The following is a 20,305-nucleotide window of genomic DNA, read 5'->3' as shown; positions in this document are numbered from 1 at the left end:
AGATCAGCAACACCACCCGCCGAGGGGCCGGGAGCACCACCCGCGGCCAGGCCCGCATCACCGCCCGCCACGAGATCAGCGGTACCGCCCGCCGAAAGACCAGGAGCCCCGCCCGCCGAAGGATCAGACGTGCCGCTCATGGCCGTACCAGATTCCGCAGGTCGGCGAAACGGCGGTCGCCGATGCCGTTGACCTCGCGCAACTCGTCCACCGAGCGGAAACCGCCGTGCTGGGTGCGGTAGTCGATGATGTGCTGCGCCAGCACCGGACCGACGCCGGGCAGCGTGTCGAGTTGTTCCACCGTGGCCGTGTTGAGAGCGACAGGTGCCGCAGGGGCCGCCCCACCCGCCGAGCCCCCTGCGGCTCCAGCGCCCGCACCGGCCGGCGCAGGCGCGGGCGCGGGACCGCCGACTACCACCTGTTCCCCGTCCACCAGGAACCGCGCCCGGTTGAGGTTCTCCAGATTCGTACCGGGCCGCACCCCACCGGCCGCCCGCAACGCGTCCTCGACCCGCGACCCGGCCGGCAGCCGATGGATCCCCGGCTCCCGAACCTTGCCGCTGACGTCGACGACGATCTCGGCGCCGGCAGTACTCCCGGCCTCCGGCACACCGGCCGCCCCACCTACAGCCCCGCCCGCAGACGCATCCGCCTTGGACTCCCCGCCCTTCTCCCGCTCCCCGAACGGAGCCGCCGCCCGCACCACCTCCGGCGCGCGCACGGACTGCGTCCGCCCAGCCCAGAAGTGCTGCACGGCGAACACGGCGGCCACGACAAGCAACACCCCAAGCGCCATCACACTCCGCCGCTCCAGCCCACACCGCGCCTGCAACCACAGCGGCATCCGCTCCCGCACGGCCAGTCCCACCCGCACACGCCAGGCGTCCCCGGACACACCGCTTACTGGAGGAACCTCGCCGCCGCCGTGGGCCGGAAAGTCATCTGGTCGGCCGGGCGGCAGGACACCGGAACCAGCAGGCGGAAGGACACCGAAACCGTCAGGCGAAAGAACAGCGGGACCAACGGACGGAAGACCAGCGGGATCACCGGACGGAAGCACACGGGGCCGGAGGGGCGGATCAGCATCGGGTTCGACGGGCGGCGAAACAGTCGGGCCGTGCGGCCGAGGAGCATCCAACCCTTGAGGTCGAGGAACATCCAACCCTTGAGGCCGCTGAGCATCGGGGCCGTCAGCCGGCCGGACACGGACATGGACATCAGCCTCGTCCCGCTCCTCCACAACCGACCCCGGCGCCCCCGCCCGAGCCCCCCGCCCCTCCCCCACCCGTTCCGGGAACAACGCCTCCGCCCGCCGCCGGAGTTCCTCCGCCGACGCGCGCCGATCGCGGGCGCGGCTTCGAGACGGTGTGCGGCGGTGACGTGTCCGGCCGTCGGAGGCAGGACCCCGCCCCGGGCCACTCGTAGCGGTCGCTGTGCGTGAACGTGATCGAAGAGCCATGCGCCGAGGATCGGCCGGCTCGACGCCCCCGCGATGATCTTGCTCAATTCCCGGGGATTACTCCCCAGTTGTGGATAACTCCACCACCCTCACGGGTGATCACAAGTTCCCCTCACAGCCACAGCGCCGGCGCGAGCCACCGACGGACCGTCACCTCGGCGAAACCACAACCCCCAACAACCCGGGCCCGGTATGCGCCCCGATCACCGCCCCGACCTCGCTCACATGCAGGTCCGCCACCCCCGGCACCCGCGCCCGCAACCGGTCCGCAAGCGCCGACGCCCGGTCCGGTGCGGAGAGGTGGTGCACGGCGATGTCCACCGGCGCGCTGCCGGCGCGGTCGGCCGCGATCTCCTCCAGGCGGGCGATGGCCCTCGACGCCGTGCGGACCTTCTCCAGGAGTTCGATCCGGCCGCCGTCCAACTTCAGCAACGGTTTCACGGCGAGCGCGGAACCCAGCAGCGCCTGCGCCGCGCCGATCCGCCCGCCGCGCCGCAGATAGTCGAGGGTGTCGACGTAGAAGTAGGCCGAGGTCCCGGACGCTCGTTTCTCCGCCGCGGTGACCGCCTCATCCACTGTGCCGCCCGCCTCCGCCGCCTCCGCCGCGGCCAGCGCGCAGAAGCCGAGCGCCATGGCGACCGTCCCGGTGTCCACCACCCGCACCGGCACCGGCGCCTCCCGCGCCGCGAGGACCGCCGCGTCGTACGTGCCCGACAGGTCCGCGGAGAGATGGAGGGAGACGATGCCGGTGGCCCCGGACTCGGCGACCTTGCGATACGTCTCGGCGAAGAGCTGCGGGCTGGGCCGCGACGTGGTGACCGGGCGCCGCTTCTGGAGCGCCTGGGCCAGCGACCGGGTGGAGATCTCGGTGCCCTCGTCCAGCGCCTGGTTGCCGAGGACCACCGTCAGGGGCACCGCTGTGATGCCGTGGCGCTCCATCGTCCGCGGCGGCAGGTAGGCCGTTGAATCGGTGACGATCGCGACATGGCGGGACATGAGCTGGAGGTTACCTGCCGTAGCGCCCGGACGGCAGCCCGGCCCCTCTCACCTGGTCTGCCCTTGACCGGATCAAGTAGTGCTCTCGGGACGGGGTTTCTTCTGCCATGGGTAGGTCGGGCGCTGCCCCGGCGGGTTGATGGCGGACCGCGGCGGTTCCTCGGCCGCACGCGAGCGGGGTGTCTCCGGCCAGGTCTGCTGCGCCGTCCCGTTGTCCGGAACCGGCGCCTCGGGCCAGGGCGGCGGGGCCTCCGTGGGCTGGGCCTTCGTCCAGTGCCGCAGGGCGTCGGCCTCCACGCCGATCTGCGCGCTGAGCGTGTCCAGATCGTCGTCGGCGAAGCGGCGGGCCCGGTCGCGGGCCGCCCAGCGCAGGGAGTCCGCCGACTGTGTGACGCGCTCGGTGCGTGCGCGCAGATCGGGCAGCCGCTCGGCGAGCGTGGCGCGGTCGGGGTCGGACTCCAGTCGCTTGAGCTCGGCGTCCAGTTCGTGTCCGTGCGCGCTGAGTCGCCGGAAGAGTGCCAGGGATTCCTTGAGCGACTCGTCCTCCCGCACGCCCGCGTGCAGCGCGTCCTGTGTGGCGCGCATGGAGGTGCGGAGCTTCAGACGCAGCTGGGCAACCTCGCTCACCGGGCCCGGGACGTACGTCTTGGCCCGGAGCGTGTGGTCCTCGACCGTGCGTCGGGCCTGGTCGATGGTGCGGTCCACGCCGCGCTTGGCGGCGCCGATCACCTTCACCGTGGCGTAGGCGCCGAGCACCAGGAAGAGCACGAAGAGAAGGGCGAACACCGCGATCACTGCTTCCACCGCTCCTCCTCCGACCGGGCGCGACACCTGCCGCGCCGCTCTTCAACGGTAAACGCAGCGGGCAGGCCCGGAGTTCCAGAAGAACCCCGAACCTGCCCGTAGGGGACTACCCCGAGACGCTCACCCCGGACCACCGAGGCCGACGCCAGACCGACGCCCAAGCCCCAGCCCCAGCCCCAGCCCCAGCCCCAAGCGCACACTCACACTCACGCCGGAACGATGTTCACCAGCTTCGGCGCCCGCACGATCACCTTCCGGATCCCCGCCCCGTCCAGCGCCGCGACGACCTTCTCGTCCGCCAGCGCGACCTTCTCCAGTTCCTCCTCGGAGATGGACGGCGAGACCTCCAGCCGTGCCTTGACCTTGCCCTTGATCTGCACGACACAGGTCACGGACTCGTCGACGACGTAGGCCGGGTCGGCCACCGGGATGTCCTGGTGGACCACCGAGTCGGTGTGGCCCAGCTTGCGCCACAGTTCCTCGGCGATGTGCGGGGCCAGCGGCGCGATCAGCAGCACCAGGGGCTCGGCCACCGACCGCGGCACGGCGCCGCCCGACTTGGTCAGGTGGTTGTTCAGCTCGGTGACCTTGGCGATGGCGGTGTTGAACCGCATGCCCTCCAGGTCGCCGCGCACACCGTCGATCGCCTTGTGCAGGGCACGCAGCGTGTCCTCGTCGGGCGCGTCGTCCACCACCGTCACGGCACCGGTCGCCTCGTCGACGATGTTGCGCCACAGCCGCTGCAGCAGCCGGAACTGGCCCACCACCGCGCGCGTGTCCCACGGCCGCGACACGTCCAGGGGACCCATCGCCATCTCGTACAGGCGCAGTGTGTCGGCCCCGTACTCGGCGCAGATCTCGTCCGGAGTGACCGCGTTCTTCAGGGACTTGCCCATCTTGCCCAGCAGTCGGGAGACCTTCTCGCCCTGGTAGTAGTAGGCGCCGTCGCGCTCCTCCACCTCGGCGGCCGGCACCGCGATGCCACGGCTGTCGCGGTAGACGTAGGCCTGGATCATGCCCTGGTTGAACAGCTTGTGGAACGGTTCGGCCGACGACACGTGGCCCAGGTCGAACAGGACCTTCGACCAGAAGCGCGCGTACAGCAGGTGCAGCACCGCGTGCTCGGCGCCGCCGACGTACAGGTCGACGCCGCCGTGCGGCTGGCCCTCGCGCGGGCCCATCCAGTACTGCTCGATCTCGGGGTCGACCAGCTGCTCGCTGTTGTGCGGGTCCAGGTAGCGCAGCTCGTACCAGCAGGAACCGGCCCAGTTGGGCATGGTGTTGGTCTCGCGGCGGTAGCGCTGCGGACCGCGGCCGTCGCCCAGGTCCAGGGTCACGTTGACCCAGTCCTCGTTGCGGGACAGCGGGGTCTCCGGAGAGGTGTCCGCGTCGTCCGGGTCGAAGGTGCGCGGCGAGTAGTCCTCGACCTCGGGCAGCTCCAGCGGCAGCATCGACTCGGGCAGCGCGTGGGCGATGCCGTCCTCGTCGTAGACGATCGGGAAGGGCTCGCCCCAGTAGCGCTGGCGGCTGAACAGCCAGTCGCGCAGCCGGAAGTTGACCGTGCCCTCGCCGATGCCCTTGCGCGCCAGCCACTCGGTGATGCGCGCCTTGGCGTCGGCGACGCCCAGGCCGTCCAGGGAGATCTCGTCGTTCGAGGAGTTGATGATCTTCGCGTCGTACGACGAGAAGGCGTCCTCCCACGTCGAGGTGTCGGTGCCCCGTCCGTCGGTCGGCTCGACGATGCAGACGATCGGCAGCTCGAAGGCGCGCGCGAACTCGAAGTCGCGCTGGTCACCGGCCGGTACGGCCATGATCGCGCCGGTGCCGTAGCCCATCAGGACGTAGTCGGCGATGAAGACGGGGATCCGCTCGCCGTTGACCGGGTTGGTGGCGTACGAGCCGATGAAGACGCCGGTCTTGTCCTTGGCCTCGGCCTGCCGCTCCACGTCGGACTTCGAGGCGGCCTGCGCGCGGTAGGCGGCGACGGCCTCGGCCGGGGTCGCGTGACCGCCGGTCCAGGCGTCGTGCGTGCCCTCGGGCCAGGCGGCGGGGGTGAACTTCTCGACCAGGGGGTGCTCGGGGGCCAGCACCATGTAGGTCGCGCCGAACAGGGTGTCCGGGCGGGTGGTGAAGACGGTGATCTTCTCGCCGTCGATCGGGAAGTCGACGCGGGCGCCCTCGGAGCGGCCGATCCAGTTGCGCTGCTGCAGCTTGATGGCCTCGGGCCAGTCCAGCTCGTTCAGGTCGTCCAGCAGCCGGTCGGCGTACGCGGTGATCCGCATGTTCCACTGGCGCAGCTTGGCCTTGAAGACCGGGTAGTTGCCGCGCTCGGAGCGGCCGTCGGCGGTGACCTCCTCGTTGGCCAGCACGGTGCCCAGCCCCGGGCACCAGTTGACCGGCGCGTCGGAGGCGTAGGCCAGCCGGAACTCGCCCAGGACGTCGGCGCGCTCGGCGGCGCTCAGCTCGCTCCACGCGCGCGTGTGCCCGGGTACGACGCGCTCACCGGTCTCGAACTGGGCGATCAGCTCGGCGATCGGGCGAGCCTTGCCGGCCTCGTCGTCGTACCAGGAGTTGAAGATCTGCAGGAAGATCCACTGGGTCCACTTGTAGTAGTCCGGGTCGATCGTGGCGAACGACCGGCGCTTGTCGTGGCCCAGGCCCAGCCTGCGCAGCTGGGCCTTCATGTTCTCGATGTTGGCCTCGGTGGACACGCGCGGGTGCGTGCCGGTCTGCACGGCGTACTGCTCGGCGGGCAGGCCGAAGGCGTCGAAGCCCAGGGTGTGCAGGACGTTGTGCCCGGTCATGCGCTGGAAGCGGGCGAAGACGTCGGTGGCGATGTAGCCCAGCGGGTGGCCGACGTGCAGACCCGCACCGGAGGGGTACGGGAACATGTCCATGATGAACTTCTTGGGGCGGGCGACGACCTCCGGGTCGCCGGCCAGGTCGCCCTTGGGGTTGGGCGCCGCGTACGTGCCCTCGGCGTCCCAGAAGTCCTGCCAGCGTGCCTCGATCTCGGCCGCCATGGCGGCCGTGTAGCGGTGCGGCGCAGCCACCTCGGCAGCCGCGGCGGGGTTCGTCTCGCTCATGATCCTCAAAGCTCCATCGATCGTCTCTGCCAGCGGCTGTGTCGTTCGGGAAACGAAAAATCCCCTCGCACAGGAGGGGACGCCGCGCCGATGCCGACCACGTCTGACCGGTGGTCGGGACTGATCAGCGCGGCTCGCTAAGCAGAAGGCGTACGGCACGCATGCGGTTAGGGTACCGCAGCGCTTGAGCGGACTGCGACGCGCTTCCGTATGGGTCCTTGGCACCGGATCACACCCGACAAAAACTGAACCAAGGTCAAAAGTTACTTCGCGTAACGCCCAGTACCCGGACATCACAACGGCCACGCAGTCCTTTGATAACAACGCAATAACTCAAACGTCGTACCCACCGGTATGGCGCCGCTTAGAGTGCGGCACCGGGACCGCTTTCCCGAACCGCTCGGAGTTGCCCCCATGAACCCTCGTCGCAGTAACAGTTCGCTACCCAAGGCAGGCCGGTCGGCCTACGGGGTGGCGACCGCCGTCGTTCTGCTGCTCATACCCGTTGTCGTGCTGCTCGGAGGCGGCTGGCTCCAGGACTTCCTCAACTTCGGCGCGGGCGTGCTCTCGCTCGTGTGCCTGACCTGCTCGGTGATCTGGGGCCTGGTCGCCCAGGACCGGCTGATCCTCAACACGCGTCAGCGCATCATCGCGCAGGGCATCCACCGGGTGACCGCCGTCGGCTCGATCGCCTTCCTGCTGGTGCACATCACCATCAAGCTGGCGCTGGACCACACCGTCCTGATCGCCGCGCTGATCCCCTTCAGCCTCGGCGTCTCGGGCAGCGGCGGCCTCATCGGCCTCGGCTCCCTGGCCGGCCTGCTCATGATCTTCGTGGGTGTCACCGGCGCCCTGCGCAACCAGTTCGCCTCCCCCGCGCCGGTCGCGGCCCGCTGGCGGGCCATGCACGCGCTGGCCTACCCGGCCTGGTGCTGTGCGCTGATCCACGGCCTGTTCGCGGGCCGCGCGGCGAAGCCGTTCTTCATGATCTCGTACGAGCTCTGCCTGGTGGCCGTCGCCGCGATGCTCGCCCTGCGCGCGGCCCCGCGCCCGTTCAAGCGGAGGGTCGCCGACCGGCTCGCCGAACTCCTGGGCAACGATCCTGGCTCGATCCGTGCCGAGGAACTCGAGGCCAGCCGCGCGCGCGTGGGCGACACCGCCTCCGCGCTGCCGGGCTACGAGCGCGCGCCCAGGCCGTCGCGTGCGGAGACGACGAGCACACCCGCCGCGGCGTTCTACGACACCGCCTCGTCGCGCACCATGTCCCCGGAGTCCACCGGCGGCTTCGCGGCGGCCTACCGCGCCGTGACGCCCCAGCAGCAGCCGTACGGGGCCGACCAGACCGCGCGCATGGACCTGCCGCTGGACATGCAGGCCACGGAGGCGATCCCCCGCCAGGACGGCACGGGCAGCTGGCCGGTCCCCTCGCCCCCTCCGGTCGGCGAGGCGCCCCCGTCGGCGTACGACCCGATGCAGGACACCGGATACAACATCCCGGCCTATGGCAATTCGGGCACCGCGGCCTACCGCAACAGTGATGTGTACGACACCGGTGAGATGAACACGGGGTACGGCACGTACAACCCCAACGACACGTACAACAGCGGTCCCGCCAATGCACCACAGCCCGGTGAGTCCTTCGACGCGCCGGGTTCGGGCGAACCTTGGAACACGCCTTCCGGAGGCTATAGGTGAACGAGGCCCTGCCCGACGTACCAGAAGTCCGCGTGGTCGGTCTTCCGCAGCTCACGTCGGGCTTCGACCTTGTCGAACGACTCGATCTGTCCATGCACCTCAAGGTGCACGGACCGCTCGAACCCCTTGGCGGCGAGCAGCTCGCGAAGCTCGCCGAGAACATCAACCTGAAGGGCCGCGGCGGCGCGGGCTTCCCCTTCCACAAGAAGCTGCGCTCGGTCGCCGAGGCCGCGATCAAGCGCGGCGTACGGCCGGTCGTCGTCGTCAACGGCAGTGAGGACGAACCGGCCTGCCGCAAGGACACGGTGCTGATCAACCGTGCCCCGCATCTCATCCTGGACGGCGCGCTGCTCGTCGCCGAAGCCCTGGGTGCCCGCACGCTCGTGGTGGGGGTCACCCGGGAGTCGACGCAGCGCTCCATGGAGGCGGCGCTCGCCGAACGCGGCCTGAGCAACAGCCGGCGCTCGGCGCTGCGCGCGAGCGTGCAGCGCAACCCCATCCGCATGGTGACCGGAGCGGCCGCGTCGCTGATCCGGTCGATCGACGGCGGCCCGGCGATCCCGCCCGGCCGCAAGGTCAGCGCTTCGCAGAACGGCGTCGGCGGCGCGCCCACGCTGCTGTCGAACGCCGAGACCTTCGCCCAGCTGGCGATCGCCGCCCGCATCGGGCCCGAGCGCTACGGCAACACCGGCCTGTACGACGAGCCGGGCACCGTCATGCTGACGGTCTCCGGCGCCGTCGCCCGCCCCATGGTGATCGAGGTCCCCACGGGCGTACCGCTGCGTTACGTCCTGCAGCTGGCCGGCGCCCCGCCGGTGCCGCAGGGCGTGCTGACCGGTGGCTACCACGGCAAGTGGATCGACGCGGCGACGGTCAACGAGGCGATCGTCTCCCGCAACTCCCTGGACGCCGTGGGCGGCGCACTCGGCGCCGGAGCGATCCTGCCGATCACTCAGGAGACCTGCCCGCTGGGCGAGTCGCTGCGCGTGGCGCAGTGGCTGGCCGAGGAGAGCGCGGGCCAGTGCGGCCCCTGCTACCTCGGGCTGCCGGCCGCCGCGCGCGGCATGGAGGACATCCTCAACGGCGGCGGTCCGGCCGCCCTGGAGGCGCTCAAGCAGGTCGCCAAGAACGTGAAGCGGCGCGGCGCGTGCTCGCACCCGGACGGCTCCGCGATGTTCCTGGAGTCGACCATCAAGGCGTTCACCGACGACCTCGCCGCCCATGTCCTCGGAAACGGCTGCGGACGGCCCGTGGAGGGCGTTCTGCCGCTCTTCGAGGACGGCAAGCTGCCCACGGGCATCCCGGGCGGCGGAGAGGCGCCACAGGAGACCGGAGCCAGCCGGCAGAAGATCTACGTCGACTGGACGCTGTGCCGCGGCCACGGACTGTGCGCCGACATCCTCCCGGAGGTCTTCGAACTGGGCGCCGACGGCTTCCCGACCGTCGCCCAGGCCCAGGTGCCGCGCTACGCGGAGGCCAAGGCCCTGCGCGCGGTGCGCCGCTGCCCGGCGCTGGCCCTGCGCATCGAGGAGGAGGCCCCGCGCGACCGCGCGCCCTCCCGGAACCTGCCGGTGCTCTCCCAGGGCCGCGGACGGCGCGCACTGGGCCGCTGACCCCCGCACCACGAAGGGCCGCCCGATCCGGGCGGCCCTTCCGCGTTCCCAACTCCCCCTGCGGAAAAGAAAGATCCCGCCGGGTTGTCTCGACCCGGCGGGATCTGCTGTGGAGCTAAGGAGAATTGAACTCCTGACCTCCTGCATGCCATGCAGGCGCTCTACCAACTGAGCTATAGCCCCGTGTTCTGGTCCCCCGGGGTTTCCCCCGGCGGCGACGCCAACATTACACGGTCCACCGGGTGGAACACCAAATCGTTTCCGTCGGCCCAGGACAGCGCCGACGGTGTCAAGCGGTGACGAAGGAGTAGAACCGCTTGAGGGTGCAGTGCTCCTCCAGAAGGCGCCCGTAGATCGGCTCGCCCTCCAGTTCGCGGTACGTCTCGATCGGGTCGCCTTTTATGATCAGCGCCCGCGCGCACTCCTCGCACCAGTACTGGTAGTCGGGGTTGACCGGTTCCATGTCGCGGACGATCGGCGTACCGCTGCCGCACCAGTCGCACTTTCGCCTGTGTGCACCCATCGATCAGCTCCAGCTGTGGCCGCAGGCCGTGCACACGTAGGAGATTCCACCGTTGTCGCCGAGGACCTGAGCGACATGGAGGGAACCGCAGGAAGGGCAGCTCAGGCGGGTGACCGTGTCCCGTGTCGACGCCGCTTCGAGGAGGTGGCCGTCCTCCTCGAGGATGCTCGCAGGCATCACTAGCTCCCTCCCGTCGGGCCGCGCCCCCTTCCGGCCGTTTGATTCTGCCACGGCCGGACCGATACGGTCAGCGACGCCTCAGTACCAGTCCGGACACGGCACCCGCCGCGGCCGTCCCGGCCAGCGCGAACATGCACGCCAAAAGCGCCTCCGCAGAGGTATACGCCTCCGGGGCCCCAAGTGACTCAAGCCGATTGAGGAACAGTGTGCCGAACGCGGCGACTCCGGTCAGCTGTCCGAGCTGAGCGACCGTGGCGAGCAGTCCGCTGGCGTCCGCCGCGTCCTCGGGCCGGACCGTGGCCAGCGCCCGGGTCAGGGTAGGGCTGAAGCCGAGCGCGATCCCCACGCCGACGCCGGCGTAGGCCACGTACAGGGGCACCCCGCCCTCGGCACCGCCCTTCAGGGCCAGGCCGACGCCGGTCACGGAGAGCGCGATCAGCACGAACCCGACCGGGATGAGCAGCCGTTGCCAGGACGCCGGCCAGTTGCGCCAGGTCAGCCCGACCAGCCCGAAGACGACCGCGGTGGGCGCGAAGCTGAGGCCCGCGCGCAGGGCGCTGTAGCCGAGGCCGCCCTGGATGTGCAGGGTGACCGCGAACAGGAAGCCGCCGTTGACGGCCATGACGGCGAGGATGCGGAAGACCGCGAGGCCCATGCCGGGGTGGCGCAGCACGCGGGGTGCGATCAGCGGGGCGCCACCGTGCCGGGCGAGCCGGGATTCGTACCAGCAGAACAGGGCGAAGAGCACGGCCGCGGAGGCGAGGGACAGCCAGGACCACAGCGGCCAGTCCTGCTCCTGCCCGAGCACCAGCGGCACGGTGAACAGCGACACGGCCGCGCCGAGCAGCAGCAGGCCGGGCAGGTCGAGGCCGCGCCCCCGGTCCCCCGCCTCGGCGTCGCGGGCGGGCAGCACCCGGCTGCCGACGGCCAGCAGTACGAGGCCCACCGGCACGTTCACCAGGAACACGGGACGCCAGCCGGTGCCGAACAGGTCGGCGCTGACGAGGAGTCCGCCGACGACCTGCCCGGCCGCGGCACCGACCGCGATGACCGCGGCGTACGCGCCGAGCGCGCGGGCCCGGGCCTCGCCGGTGAAGTTCCGCTGGATCAGGCTGAGCACCTGCGGGATCATCACGGCCGAGCCCGCGCCCTGCACCAGCCGGAACACGATGAGTTCGGCGGACCCCCGCGCCAGGCCGCAGGCGAGCGAGGCCGCGGTGAACAGGGCGAGACCGGCGAGGTGGACCCGGCCGTGGCCGAGCCGGTCGCCGAGGCGGGCGCCGGTGATCAGCAGGACCGAGTACGTGATCGCGTAGCCGGCGATCACCAGTTGCAGGTCGGCGCCGGAGGCGTGCAGGTCGGTGCCGATGGTGGGGGCCGCGACGTTCACGATGAACACGTCGAGCAGGGCCATGAACTGGGCGGCGAGGACGAGCGCGAGCAGCGCCCGGGGCCGGTTGTCAGTGGCGGGTGCTTCACTTTTCTCAGGCGTTGGAAGGGGCGCGGGCCCCGGTCCCGTCCGGGATGTCGTCGTCATGCTCCCGAGCGTGACGAGGCCCCGGTACGGGTGCGGAGAGCCCGCCGATGCTGGTACTGACAGCACCTGGCAGCGCAGGAGTCCGGGATCGAGGATGGTCGTACGACGGGGGACGTGACGTGGGGGACGTGACGATGACGACGACACAGCGAAGGCGGCCCGAGCTGGCCGCGTTCCTGCGCGGCAGGCGGGCCCGGGTGACGCCGGCGGACGTGGGCATGCCGCCGGGCCTCAGGCGCCGCACGCCGGGGCTGCGCCGCGAGGAGGTCGCCCAGCTCTCGGGCGTTGGGGTGACCTGGTACACATGGCTGGAGCAGGGCCGGCCGATCAACGCCTCCGCGCAGGTCCTGGACGCGGTGGCGCGCACCCTGCGGCTGGACGCGCCGGAGCGGGAGCATCTGTACCGGCTCGCGGAGGTGCCCTTCGAGCCGGTCCCGGAGCGGATGACGCAGACCGTCGCGCCGGAGGTGCAGGGCATCCTCGACGGCCTCGATCCGCTCCCGGCGGTGGTCTACAACTCGCGGTACGACATCCTCGCCACCAACCCGGCCTACCGCGACCTGTTCATGGTGCCGGCGACCCTCCGGATCGGTGTCCCGAACGTGCTGTGGACGCTGTTCACGGTCCCCGAGAAGGCCTGCCCGGTGGTGCACCGGGAGCGCGAACTGCCGGTGATGGTCGCGACGCTGCGGTCCTGGTACGGCAGACATGTCGGCGAGCCGGCCTGGGAGGACTACATACGCGCGCTCTCGGCGGCCAGCCCCTACTTCGCCGAGCTGTGGGCGAGCGGTGAGGTGATACCGCCGGGGCCGCGGGTGAAGACGTTCCACCACGAGGCGGTGGGCGAGCTGCGGATGACCTCGCAGTCGCTGCAGATCGACGGGATGCCGGAGTGCCGCATCGTGGTCTACACGCCGGCGGACGAGGCCGCACACAGAAAATCCCGCCTCCTGAGGGAGACGGGATCCTGATCGAGCGATCTTTGACAACTCAACAGAGTGTCGATTGTGGAGCTAAGGAGAATTGAACTCCTGACCTCCTGCATGCCATGCAGGCGCTCTACCAACTGAGCTATAGCCCCTTGTTCCTTTGTTCTTCCCGCTCGGCGGGGCGAACAAGAAGAACTTTAGCCTGCGACCTGCCGGAAAGTGAAATCCGCTCAGTCGTCGTCGCCGAGCACCGGTTCCGGGAGCGTGCCGGCGTTGTGTTCCAGCAGGCGCCAGCCGCGGGCGCCCTCGCCCAGGACGGACCAGCAGCAGTTGGAGAGGCCGCCGAGGCTCTCCCAGTGGCGGGCCTCCAGGCCGAGCAGACGGCCGATGGTGGTGCGGATCGTCCCGCCGTGGCTGACGACCACGAGCGTGCCGTCGTCGGGGAGCTTGTCGGCGTGCCGGAGCACGACGGGGGCGGCCCGCTCGGCGACCTCGGTCTCCAGCTCGCCGCCGCCGCGGCGGACCGGCTCTCCGCGCTTCCACGCGGCGTACTCCTCGCCGTACCGCCCGATGATCTCCTCGTGCGTCAGCCCCTGCCAGACGCCCGCGTAGGTCTCGCGCAGCCCCTCGTCGTGGGTGACCTCCAGGCCGGTGAGCGCGGCGAGCTCGGCCGCCGTGTTCGCGGCGCGCTGGAGGTCGGAGGCGACGATCGCGTCGGGCCCGAGGGAGGCGAGCAGCCGGGCGGCGCGGCGGGCCTGGGCGACGCCGGTCTCGGTGAGCTCGACGTCGGTGGTGCCCTGGAAGCGGCGCTCCACGTTCCACGAGGTCTGGCCGTGCCGCCACAGGATGACGCGGCGGCCCCGGCCGGGCCTGCCGGCCGAGACCTCACCGGTGGCGCTCATCACCACTCACCGCCCAGGTCGGCCGCCTCCTCGGCGGCCTGCAGCTTGGCGTGCTCCTCGCCCTTGCCGCGGGTGGCCTTGGCGTCGGCCGGGAGCTCCAGCTCGGGGCAGTCCTTCCACAGCCGCTCCAGGGCGTAGAAGACCCGCTCCTCGCTGTGCTGGACGTGGACGACGATGTCGACGTAGTCGAGCAGGACCCAGCGGGCCTCGCGGTCGCCCTCACGGCGTACCGGCTTGGCGCCGAGCTCCTTCTGCAGCCGCTCCTCGATCTCGTCGACGATCGACTTGACCTGGCGGTCGTTGGGTGCGGAGGCCAGCAGGAAGGCGTCCGTGATCGACAGGACGTCGCTGACGTCGTAGGCGATGATGTCGTGCGCGAGCTTGTCGGCGGCCGCCTGGGCGGCGGTGTTGATGAGCTCGAGAGAACGGTCAGTGGCGGTCACTACGTGGCTTTCGGTCGGCGGTCACTTGACATCAAGGGTCTCACGGACCGCCGGGGGCACCCCACGTGATTAAGGGATCACATGGGGCGCCCGGGGCCGCGCCTAGGACGACGAGGGCTTGTAGTCCTGGCCGAGGGTCACCGACACGTCCGCGTTCGAGGTGGTCTTGCCCTTGCTGACGGAGCTCGCGGACAGGCCCAGGGTCTTGGCGACCTCGGTGGCGTTCTCCTTGTCGGCGGTGTCCGTGTAGACGACCTTGGAGGTGGCCGAGGTGGTGGACGCGGTGCCGCCGCCCAGGAAGGTGAAGCCGCCGTTGAGCAGGACCACGCGGGCCTTCTCGGTGTTGTCCTTCACACCGCTGGCGTTCTGGACGGAGACCCGGACCGCGGAGCCCTGGTCGGGGCTCTTGGCGGTACCGCCGAGGACGTCCTTCACCACACTGGCGCTGGCCTGCTCGCTCAGCGTGCCGTCGCTCTGGACGGGCAGCAGGGCGGTCTTGTAGTCGCCGCCCTTGGCGAGGTCGGCGAGCTTGGCGAGGAAGGTGCCGAGGTCCTTGTCGGTCAGTGACGGGTCCAGGATCTGGGCCAGTGTCTGCACGGTGGTCGTCGCCCCGGTCGGATCCGAGGAGATCTTGCGCAGCACGCCCTGCATGACCTGGCCGAACCGCTCCAGCTGGGCGTTCTGGGCCTCGCCGGAGGCGCGGTAGGTGGCGTAGGCGACGGCCATCTTGCCGCTGAGGGTCTGGTCCTTGCCCTTGTGGACCAGGGCGGCGGCGCCCTTCTTGGTGGCGTCCGGGTCGGGGACGTCGGCGTTGGTGTCGACCTCGATGTTGCCGACGAGGTCGACCAGGTTCTGCAGGTAGGGGGTGTCCAGGCGCCAGGTGCCCTCGATGTCCGTGCCGAGGACGGTGTCGAGGGCGTCGCGGGTGCCGGAGGAGCCGTCGTCGTCGACGGACTTGGCGAGGGTGGTGGAGTTGCCGTCGTCGTCGGTCACGGAGAGGTCGTTGGGCAGCAGGACGGTGGTGCCCTGCTTGGTGGTGGTGTTGTCGACGAGCAGCGCCGTGGAGGTGCCGCCCTTCTTGGTGTTGTGCAGGTGGACGACGATCACGTCGCGGTTCTGGGCGCCCGCGGCCGTCGCCGTGCCCTTCTTGGTGTCCGACTTCGACAGGCCGGGCAGCTTTCCGGCGTACCAGAGGTAGCCGACACCGCCGACGGCGACCAGGGCGAGGACCACGACGAGGGCGACGAGCCGGCTGCGCGCGCGGCGCTTGGCCTCCTCGCGGCGCTCGGTGCGGTTCTCGGTGAAGTTCAGCCAGTCGATGACGTCCTCGGAGTCGGCGTCGGGGTCCTCGACGAAGGCGAACTGCTCGGTGCGGTAGTCCCGTTCGGGCCGGGCGGGGCTCTCCGTGTCGTCGGCCGGCTCGGCCGGGCCGGCCTGCTGCGGGATGTAGGCGGTCTGCTCGGCGACGCGGGGCTGCTGCCCACTGGCGGCGGCCCGCCCGTAGGGGTCGTACGCGGACGGGGCGCTGGCGGTGCCGCCCTGGGGCGTGGCGGTGCCGTACGGGTCGTAGGCGGGCACGGACGGCTGCTGGCCCGTCCCGTAGGGGTCGTACGACGGGGCGGGCTGCTGGGAGCCGGTGGCGTACGGGTCGTAGCCGTAACCCTGCTGCTGGTGCCGGCCGTACGGGTCGTACTGCTGCTGGGGGGCCTGTTGCGGCGGGACCTGCCGGTACACGGGCCGGCCGTACTCGTCGTAGCCGACGAGTTCGTACTGGTCCTCGCGGTCTTCGCCGTAGCCCGCGTCGTATCGGTCGTTCACCGGTGCCCCTCTCGGCTCACTCGCCGCGGTACAGCTCGCGCTTGTCGATGTAGCGCACGACTCCGTCCGGCACCATGTACCAGATGGGTTCGCCCTTGGCGACTCTCGCACGGCAGTCTGTGGAGGAGATGGCCAGCGCGGGAACCTCCACCAGAGAGACACCGCCCTCCGGCAGGCCGTGGTCGGTCAGCGGGTGGCCGGGCCGGGTGCAGCCGATGAAGTGCGCGAGGGAGAAGAGCTCCTCCGAGTCGCGCCAGGTGAGGATCTGGCCCAGGGCGTCGGCGCCGGTGATGAAGAAGAGGTCCGTGTCGGGGTTGAGCTGGCGCAGGTCGCGCAGGGTGTCGACGGTGTAGGTGGGGCCGCCGCGGTCGATGTCGATGCGGCTGACGGAGAACTGCGGGTTCTCGGCGGTCGCGATGACCGTCATCAGGTAGCGGTCCTCGGCCGGGGAGACGTCGCGGTGGGTCTTCTGCCACGGCTGGCCGGTCGGCACGAACACCACCTCGTCCAGGTGGAACTGCGCGGCGACCTCACTGGCCGCCACGAGGTGCCCGTGGTGGATCGGGTCGAACGTTCCGCCCATGACGCCCAGGCGGCGCTTGCCCGGGTTCGACGGGCCGTTGCCGGGGCCGCTCACCGGGCGGCGTTCCGTGCCGGTCTTCGCGTCTGTCGCCGGACCGGTAGGCATGTCCTGCTCTCCCATGCGTGCAGACCCTACCGGCCCGGCCTGAGGGCGCCGGTCGCCGGACTCAGCGGTCGCGGTTGAAGCGGGTGGTGATCCACAGCAGGAGCAGCAGGATGAGCAGGGCGCCGCCGCCGGTGACGGCCGGCTGCAGGCTTTCGTGGTTGCCGCCGTGCTCGCCCTCGGCAGCGAGGGTGACCAACTGGGCAGCGGTGCTGTGGAGGCTCATCGGCAGCAGACCTATCGGGTGTGGGCGGGACAACAACGTCGGCCCAATCGTAAGCGGGCGGCCGGGCGGCGATCACGCCGACTCCTCCGTTGGGGAACCCTGGGCGCGGCTCAGTCGTCTTTCCGCTTGTAGCCCCGCAGCAGGAACCACCCGGTGAACGCGCAACCCAGGAACATCACGACGATCACGACCCGGAGCAGATACCCCGACCCCTGATGCTGTGCGGCGCTCGCGGCCTCGGCGAGCCAGGCGGCCGCGGGGGTGTGCTCCATGACTGTGGGACTCCTTCGGTGTAGTGCCCGTCCACGGTAACTCCGCCTAGGCTGGGCCTTGCTTCGGGGGCGCAAAGGGCCGCACAAGGGTCCGCAAAGGGCCACTCACACGCACATGGGGGAAGACATGTCCGACGACGGCCACGAGCACAACGGACACGAGAACGTACCGAGCAGGCAGCGCAGGCGTTTTCCCGGGATCTCCTCGCGTGCGTACGAGCACCCGGCCGACCGCAGCGCGCTGGTGGCGCTGCGCAAACTGAGCGGCTTCGACACGGTCTTCAAGGCGCTCAGCGGGCTGCTGCCCGAGCGCAGCCTGAGGCTGCTGTTCCTGTCCGACTCGGTGCGCGTCTCGGACCAGCAGTTCGCCCACCTCAACGACATGCTGCGGGACGCCTGTTACATCCTGGACCTGGAGAAGGTCCCGCCGATGTACGTCAACCAGGACCCGCAGCCGAACGCGATGTGCATCGGCCTGGACGAGCCGATCATCGTCGTCACCACCGGACTCGTCGAGCTGCTCGACGAGGAGGAGATGCGCGCGGTCATCGGCCACGAGGTGGGCCACGCGCTGTCCGGCCACGCGGTGTACCGCACGATCCTGCTGTTCCTCACGAACCTGGCGATCCGGGTCGCCTGGATCCCGCTGGGCACGCTCGCGATCATGGCGATCGTGACGGCGCTGCGCGAGTGGTTCCGCAAGTCGGAGCTGTCCGCGGACCGCGCGGGTCTCCTGGTCGGGCAGGACCTGAAGGCCTCGATGCGCGGCCTGATGAAGATCGCGGGCGGCAACCACCTGCACGAGATGAACGTGGACGCGTTCCTCAAGCAGGCCGAGGAGTACGAGGCGGGCGGCGACCTGCGCGACTCGGTGCTGAAGATCCTGAACCTGCTGCCGCGCTCGCACCCGTTCACCACGATCCGGGCGGCCGAGCTGAAGAAGTGGTCCGAGACCCGCGACTACCAGCGGATCATGGACGGCCACTACCCGCGCCGCGACGAGGACAAGGACACCTCGGTCTCCGACTCCTTCAAGGAGTCCGCGGCGAGCTACGCCGGCAATGTGAAGAGCTCCAAGGACCCCTTGATGAAGCTGGTCAGCGACATCGCGGGCGGGGCCGGGGGAATCGGCGGCCGGGTCCGCCGGGGCTTCGACGGCTTCACGAGCTCGGCGCCGCCGCGGGACGAGCCGCCGGCGGACGAGACAGGCCGGGACGAGAGCTGAGCGAGGAGGCCGGGAGGAGGCCGACGGGACCGGAGATCTCGTCGGCCTCTCTCACACCTTCGGCTCCGCGCTGGTCGCCAGCGAGCCGCACAACGCGGTGGTTCCACCGGTCGCATACGGATCGGTGCCCGCCGGGCCGCCCGTCCGCGCGGTCTGCCCTGCCAGCAGCGGGTGGAAGTGGTTCGTGGAGTCCTCCGCGCAGGACAGCGGCCCCACCTGGACGTAGGACACCACCAACTGCGCCTGGTGCAGCCGCAGATCGTCGCGGTCGAAGCGGAATTGCAGCTCGCGCCGGACGGTGAACAGGGAGGCCTCCGCCTTGGTACCGGAGCCCGTCGGCTTGAGCGCGTACACGAAGGTGTGGTCCGCGGTCACCTCCAGCGTCGCCGAGTCGGTCTCCGACGCCTGCAGCGAGCCCTCCACGCGGATCTTTGGGTCGGCGAGCTCGGCGCGGGTCTGGTCGAAGCGAACCAGCCAACCCGTCGGCTGGTGCCGCCCGTCGGCGACCGGATGCTCGAAACTCTGGTCGAACTGGTCGAGTTGGTCGCCGTCGAGCATGACGCGCACCGGCCGGACCTCCTGACCGCTGATCACCTCGGGGTAGAGCGAGGAGCGGACGATGTAGTCCTTGGCCGTGGTGAGCGCGGACACCACCTGGCTGTCGGAGAAGTGCGCGGTGCGCCGCGCGGCCGGCAGCGGTATGCCCTCGGCGCCGATCCGGAACTGCGCGGCGGGGCTGTGCGCGTACAGGTACTCGGGATCGGCCGCTCCCGGCACCTTGGCCTGCGGGGCGAGCGGGATGACGGTCATCCGCAGGGGCTCCACGGGCTGCCGGGCGGCCGGCGTGGTGTACGGGTGCCGTACACCCATGTAGATCGCCGTTCCGAAGGCCACGGCGATCAGCAGGACCAGGATCAGGACCTGCCGGGACAGGCCGCGCCGAAGGGGCGGGCGGCGGCGTACGGCGGGCGCGTGGTCGGCCATGCGCTCCTGCGCGGAGAACTCCTGGAGGCGGGCAGCACGGACGAACGATTCGTCGAAGACGACGGATCGGTACTCGTCCTCGCCACCTCCGGGGCCGCCCTCGGGTGTCCCCTCCGGTGGGTCTCCAGGCCCTCCCATACATTCAGGGTAGGTCTCCGGGAGCTCAGGTAAACGCCCTGGTACACGACAAGTTCTGACAGGTTCTCACCAGGATCGAAAGAGAGCGCGAACAGACCGCTCGGGGCGCCGATCAACCGCTCAGGGGTTGCGCGGGATCACCGAGATCGCCGGCTGGGAGGTGTCGGCGGAGGCGGAGGGCGTCGCGGCGCTGCCCTGTTCGAGACCGGTCGAGGCGGGCGGCGGCACCTGGTCCCGGCTGCCCGAGGAGGCACCCCGGTAGACCGCAGTGAAGGCCAGCGCGACCATGCCGATCCCCATCACGAGGGCCAGCATCCAGGCGACCGGGCGGTGCCAGTGGACCTTCTTGCCGTACGTCCCCGGAGCGCCGTAGCGGCCCTCCAGGACATCGGTGTCGTCCAGGTCGTCGAGCTCGGGATCATGGCCGAAACCGGTGCGGCCCTCGGGGCCGTACCCGTCCTCGTAGCGCTCGCCGCGGCCGTGGGCCCGGCGTGCTTCCGCCTCGGAGGCCTCGGCTCTCGCCTGGGCGGCGGCAAGGAGGCGTTCGACGGCGGTCGGCTCGTGCACCACTGCCGCCCGTACGAAGGCCTCGTCGAAGACCACGGAGGCGAACTCTTCGTCCGACACCCCGCGGTCGTGGTCGTCGTCGGGCTCCCAGCCGTCAGGGAACGGCGTGCCCCCCACGTCCTCCGGCACGGATCCAGAGTAGACCTGGGGGGTCAATTTGGGCAGACGGTATGGAAATTCATCCGCCTTGTGAGACACCTCTCGTGCGCCGGGCGGGCGCGCA

At 70.6% G+C, this 20,305-nt stretch carries 19 protein-coding genes and 2 tRNA genes; 4 read left to right on the top strand and 17 right to left on the bottom strand.

The annotated features are described in order from the left end of the window. Window positions 1-136 precede the first annotated feature (136 nt). From MQP27_RS01165 to leuS, 4 genes are all read right to left on the bottom strand, one after another. Window positions 137-1,300, bottom strand: coding sequence for a ComEA family DNA-binding protein (locus MQP27_RS01165; protein ID WP_372511121.1), 1,164 nt, complete (start codon window positions 1,298-1,300; stop codon window positions 137-139). A gap of 309 nt (window positions 1,301-1,609) precedes the next feature. Continuing rightward, window positions 1,610-2,455 (bottom strand): DegV family protein, encoded by an 846-nt coding sequence (locus MQP27_RS01160; protein WP_242759363.1) that lies wholly within the window; start codon window positions 2,453-2,455, stop codon window positions 1,610-1,612. A 72-nt stretch (window positions 2,456-2,527) separates the two neighbouring features. Further along, entirely contained in the window at window positions 2,528-3,259 is a 732-nt protein-coding gene (locus tag MQP27_RS01155) for a hypothetical protein (protein WP_242759357.1), read from the bottom strand. 206 nt (window positions 3,260-3,465) lie between these two features. Beyond that, window positions 3,466-6,345, bottom strand: a complete 2,880-nt coding sequence (gene leuS, locus MQP27_RS01150) for a leucine--tRNA ligase (protein ID WP_242759355.1) — start codon at window positions 6,343-6,345, stop codon at window positions 3,466-3,468. A gap of 471 nt (window positions 6,346-6,816) precedes the next feature. Between leuS and MQP27_RS01145 the strand changes: the two genes are divergently transcribed. Both MQP27_RS01145 and MQP27_RS01140 read left to right on the top strand, forming a co-directional pair. Beyond that, entirely contained in the window at window positions 6,817-8,040 is a 1,224-nt protein-coding gene (locus MQP27_RS01145) for a cytochrome b/b6 domain-containing protein (protein ID WP_372511120.1), read from the top strand. After that, window positions 8,037-9,653 carry an NADH-quinone oxidoreductase subunit NuoF family protein gene (locus MQP27_RS01140; protein ID WP_242759343.1) on the top strand — a complete coding sequence of 539 codons (1,617 nt, stop codon included), beginning with the start codon at window positions 8,037-8,039 and terminating at the stop codon, window positions 9,651-9,653. Before MQP27_RS01145 ends, MQP27_RS01140 begins: the two co-directional genes overlap by 4 nt. Window positions 9,654-9,763: 110 nt before the next feature. Here the strand turns inward: MQP27_RS01140 and MQP27_RS01135 are convergent. The 4 genes from MQP27_RS01135 to MQP27_RS01120 form a co-directional block, all read right to left on the bottom strand. Continuing rightward, a tRNA-Ala gene (locus tag MQP27_RS01135) sits at window positions 9,764-9,836 on the bottom strand. A 106-nt stretch (window positions 9,837-9,942) separates the two neighbouring features. Beyond that, window positions 9,943-10,176, bottom strand: coding sequence for a hypothetical protein (locus MQP27_RS01130; RefSeq protein ID WP_003976229.1), 234 nt, complete (start codon window positions 10,174-10,176; stop codon window positions 9,943-9,945). Window positions 10,177-10,179: 3 nt separating this feature from the next. Continuing rightward, on the bottom strand, window positions 10,180-10,353 hold the full coding sequence (locus MQP27_RS01125; RefSeq protein WP_242759341.1) for a hypothetical protein: 174 nt from the start codon (window positions 10,351-10,353) through the stop codon (window positions 10,180-10,182). 70 nt (window positions 10,354-10,423) lie between these two features. Next, window positions 10,424-11,893 carry an MFS transporter gene (locus MQP27_RS01120; RefSeq protein WP_372511119.1) on the bottom strand — a complete coding sequence of 490 codons (1,470 nt, stop codon included), beginning with the start codon at window positions 11,891-11,893 and terminating at the stop codon, window positions 10,424-10,426. Between the two features lie 134 nt (window positions 11,894-12,027). On the opposite strand from MQP27_RS01120, the gene MQP27_RS01115 reads away from it, so the two are divergent. After that, the gene (locus MQP27_RS01115; RefSeq protein WP_242759339.1) at window positions 12,028-12,864 is read left to right on the top strand and encodes a helix-turn-helix transcriptional regulator; all 837 of its coding nucleotides are present in this window, start codon (window positions 12,028-12,030) and stop codon (window positions 12,862-12,864) included. Window positions 12,865-12,901: 37 nt separating this feature from the next. Here MQP27_RS01115 and MQP27_RS01110 read toward each other — a convergent pair. From MQP27_RS01110 to MQP27_RS01080, 7 genes are all read right to left on the bottom strand, one after another. Beyond that, window positions 12,902-12,974 (bottom strand) — tRNA-Ala (locus MQP27_RS01110). A 78-nt stretch (window positions 12,975-13,052) separates the two neighbouring features. After that, entirely contained in the window at window positions 13,053-13,724 is a 672-nt protein-coding gene (locus MQP27_RS01105; RefSeq protein WP_242759337.1) for a histidine phosphatase family protein, read from the bottom strand. Beyond that, window positions 13,724-14,167: a ribosome silencing factor gene (rsfS, locus tag MQP27_RS01100; protein WP_242759334.1), complete on the bottom strand. Its 444-nt coding sequence runs from the start codon at window positions 14,165-14,167 to the stop codon at window positions 13,724-13,726. Before rsfS ends, MQP27_RS01105 begins: the two co-directional genes overlap by 1 nt. Before the next feature lie 102 nt (window positions 14,168-14,269). Continuing rightward, window positions 14,270-15,985, bottom strand: a complete 1,716-nt coding sequence (locus tag MQP27_RS01095; RefSeq protein WP_242759325.1) for an LCP family protein — start codon at window positions 15,983-15,985, stop codon at window positions 14,270-14,272. A gap of 16 nt (window positions 15,986-16,001) precedes the next feature. Then, the gene (nadD, locus tag MQP27_RS01090; RefSeq protein ID WP_242759322.1) at window positions 16,002-16,688 is read right to left on the bottom strand and encodes a nicotinate-nucleotide adenylyltransferase; all 687 of its coding nucleotides are present in this window, start codon (window positions 16,686-16,688) and stop codon (window positions 16,002-16,004) included. Between the two features lie 46 nt (window positions 16,689-16,734). Beyond that, entirely contained in the window at window positions 16,735-16,896 is a 162-nt protein-coding gene (locus MQP27_RS01085) for a hypothetical protein (RefSeq protein ID WP_242759319.1), read from the bottom strand. A gap of 110 nt (window positions 16,897-17,006) precedes the next feature. Then, window positions 17,007-17,168, bottom strand: coding sequence for a hypothetical protein (locus MQP27_RS01080; RefSeq protein WP_242759302.1), 162 nt, complete (start codon window positions 17,166-17,168; stop codon window positions 17,007-17,009). 127 nt (window positions 17,169-17,295) lie between these two features. Between MQP27_RS01080 and MQP27_RS01075 the strand changes: the two genes are divergently transcribed. Beyond that, window positions 17,296-18,393 (top strand): M48 family metallopeptidase, encoded by a 1,098-nt coding sequence (locus tag MQP27_RS01075; protein ID WP_242759299.1) that lies wholly within the window; start codon window positions 17,296-17,298, stop codon window positions 18,391-18,393. Window positions 18,394-18,444: 51 nt separating this feature from the next. On the opposite strand, the gene MQP27_RS01070 is transcribed toward MQP27_RS01075, so the two are convergent. Both MQP27_RS01070 and MQP27_RS01065 read right to left on the bottom strand, forming a co-directional pair. Next, window positions 18,445-19,515: an SCO2583 family membrane protein gene (locus MQP27_RS01070; RefSeq protein WP_242759289.1), complete on the bottom strand. Its 1,071-nt coding sequence runs from the start codon at window positions 19,513-19,515 to the stop codon at window positions 18,445-18,447. A gap of 120 nt (window positions 19,516-19,635) precedes the next feature. Beyond that, window positions 19,636-20,211, bottom strand: a complete 576-nt coding sequence (locus tag MQP27_RS01065; RefSeq protein WP_443735745.1) for an SCO2584 family spore wall biosynthesis protein — start codon at window positions 20,209-20,211, stop codon at window positions 19,636-19,638. Between the last annotated feature and the right edge of the window lie 94 nt (window positions 20,212-20,305).

Source organism: Streptomyces cylindrosporus, from assembly GCF_022698165.1.
In the GTDB taxonomy this organism is placed as follows: domain Bacteria; phylum Actinomycetota; class Actinomycetes; order Streptomycetales; family Streptomycetaceae; genus Streptomyces; species Streptomyces cylindrosporus.
This window is presented reverse-complemented; position numbering and strand designations above follow the sequence as displayed.

Coding starts and splice junctions, on each gene's coding strand:
- MQP27_RS01160 (WP_242759363.1), bottom strand. CDS start 2,455: ATGTCCCGCCATGTCGCGATCGTCACCGATTCAACGGCCTACCTGCCG.
- leuS (WP_242759355.1), bottom strand. CDS start 6,345: ATGAGCGAGACGAACCCCGCCGCGGCTGCCGAGGTGGCTGCGCCGCAC.
- MQP27_RS01130 (WP_003976229.1), bottom strand. CDS start 10,176: ATGGGTGCACACAGGCGAAAGTGCGACTGGTGCGGCAGCGGTACGCCG.
- MQP27_RS01125 (WP_242759341.1), bottom strand. CDS start 10,353: ATGCCTGCGAGCATCCTCGAGGAGGACGGCCACCTCCTCGAAGCGGCG.
- MQP27_RS01120 (WP_372511119.1), bottom strand. CDS start 11,893: ATGACGACGACATCCCGGACGGGACCGGGGCCCGCGCCCCTTCCAACG.
- MQP27_RS01115 (WP_242759339.1), top strand. CDS start 12,028: ATGACGACGACACAGCGAAGGCGGCCCGAGCTGGCCGCGTTCCTGCGC.
- MQP27_RS01105 (WP_242759337.1), bottom strand. CDS start 13,724: ATGAGCGCCACCGGTGAGGTCTCGGCCGGCAGGCCCGGCCGGGGCCGC.
- nadD (WP_242759322.1), bottom strand. CDS start 16,688: ATGGGAGAGCAGGACATGCCTACCGGTCCGGCGACAGACGCGAAGACC.
- MQP27_RS01085 (WP_242759319.1), bottom strand. CDS start 16,896: ATGAGCCTCCACAGCACCGCTGCCCAGTTGGTCACCCTCGCTGCCGAG.
- MQP27_RS01080 (WP_242759302.1), bottom strand. CDS start 17,168: ATGGAGCACACCCCCGCGGCCGCCTGGCTCGCCGAGGCCGCGAGCGCC.
- MQP27_RS01075 (WP_242759299.1), top strand. CDS start 17,296: ATGTCCGACGACGGCCACGAGCACAACGGACACGAGAACGTACCGAGC.
- MQP27_RS01070 (WP_242759289.1), bottom strand. CDS start 19,515: ATGGGAGGGCCTGGAGACCCACCGGAGGGGACACCCGAGGGCGGCCCC.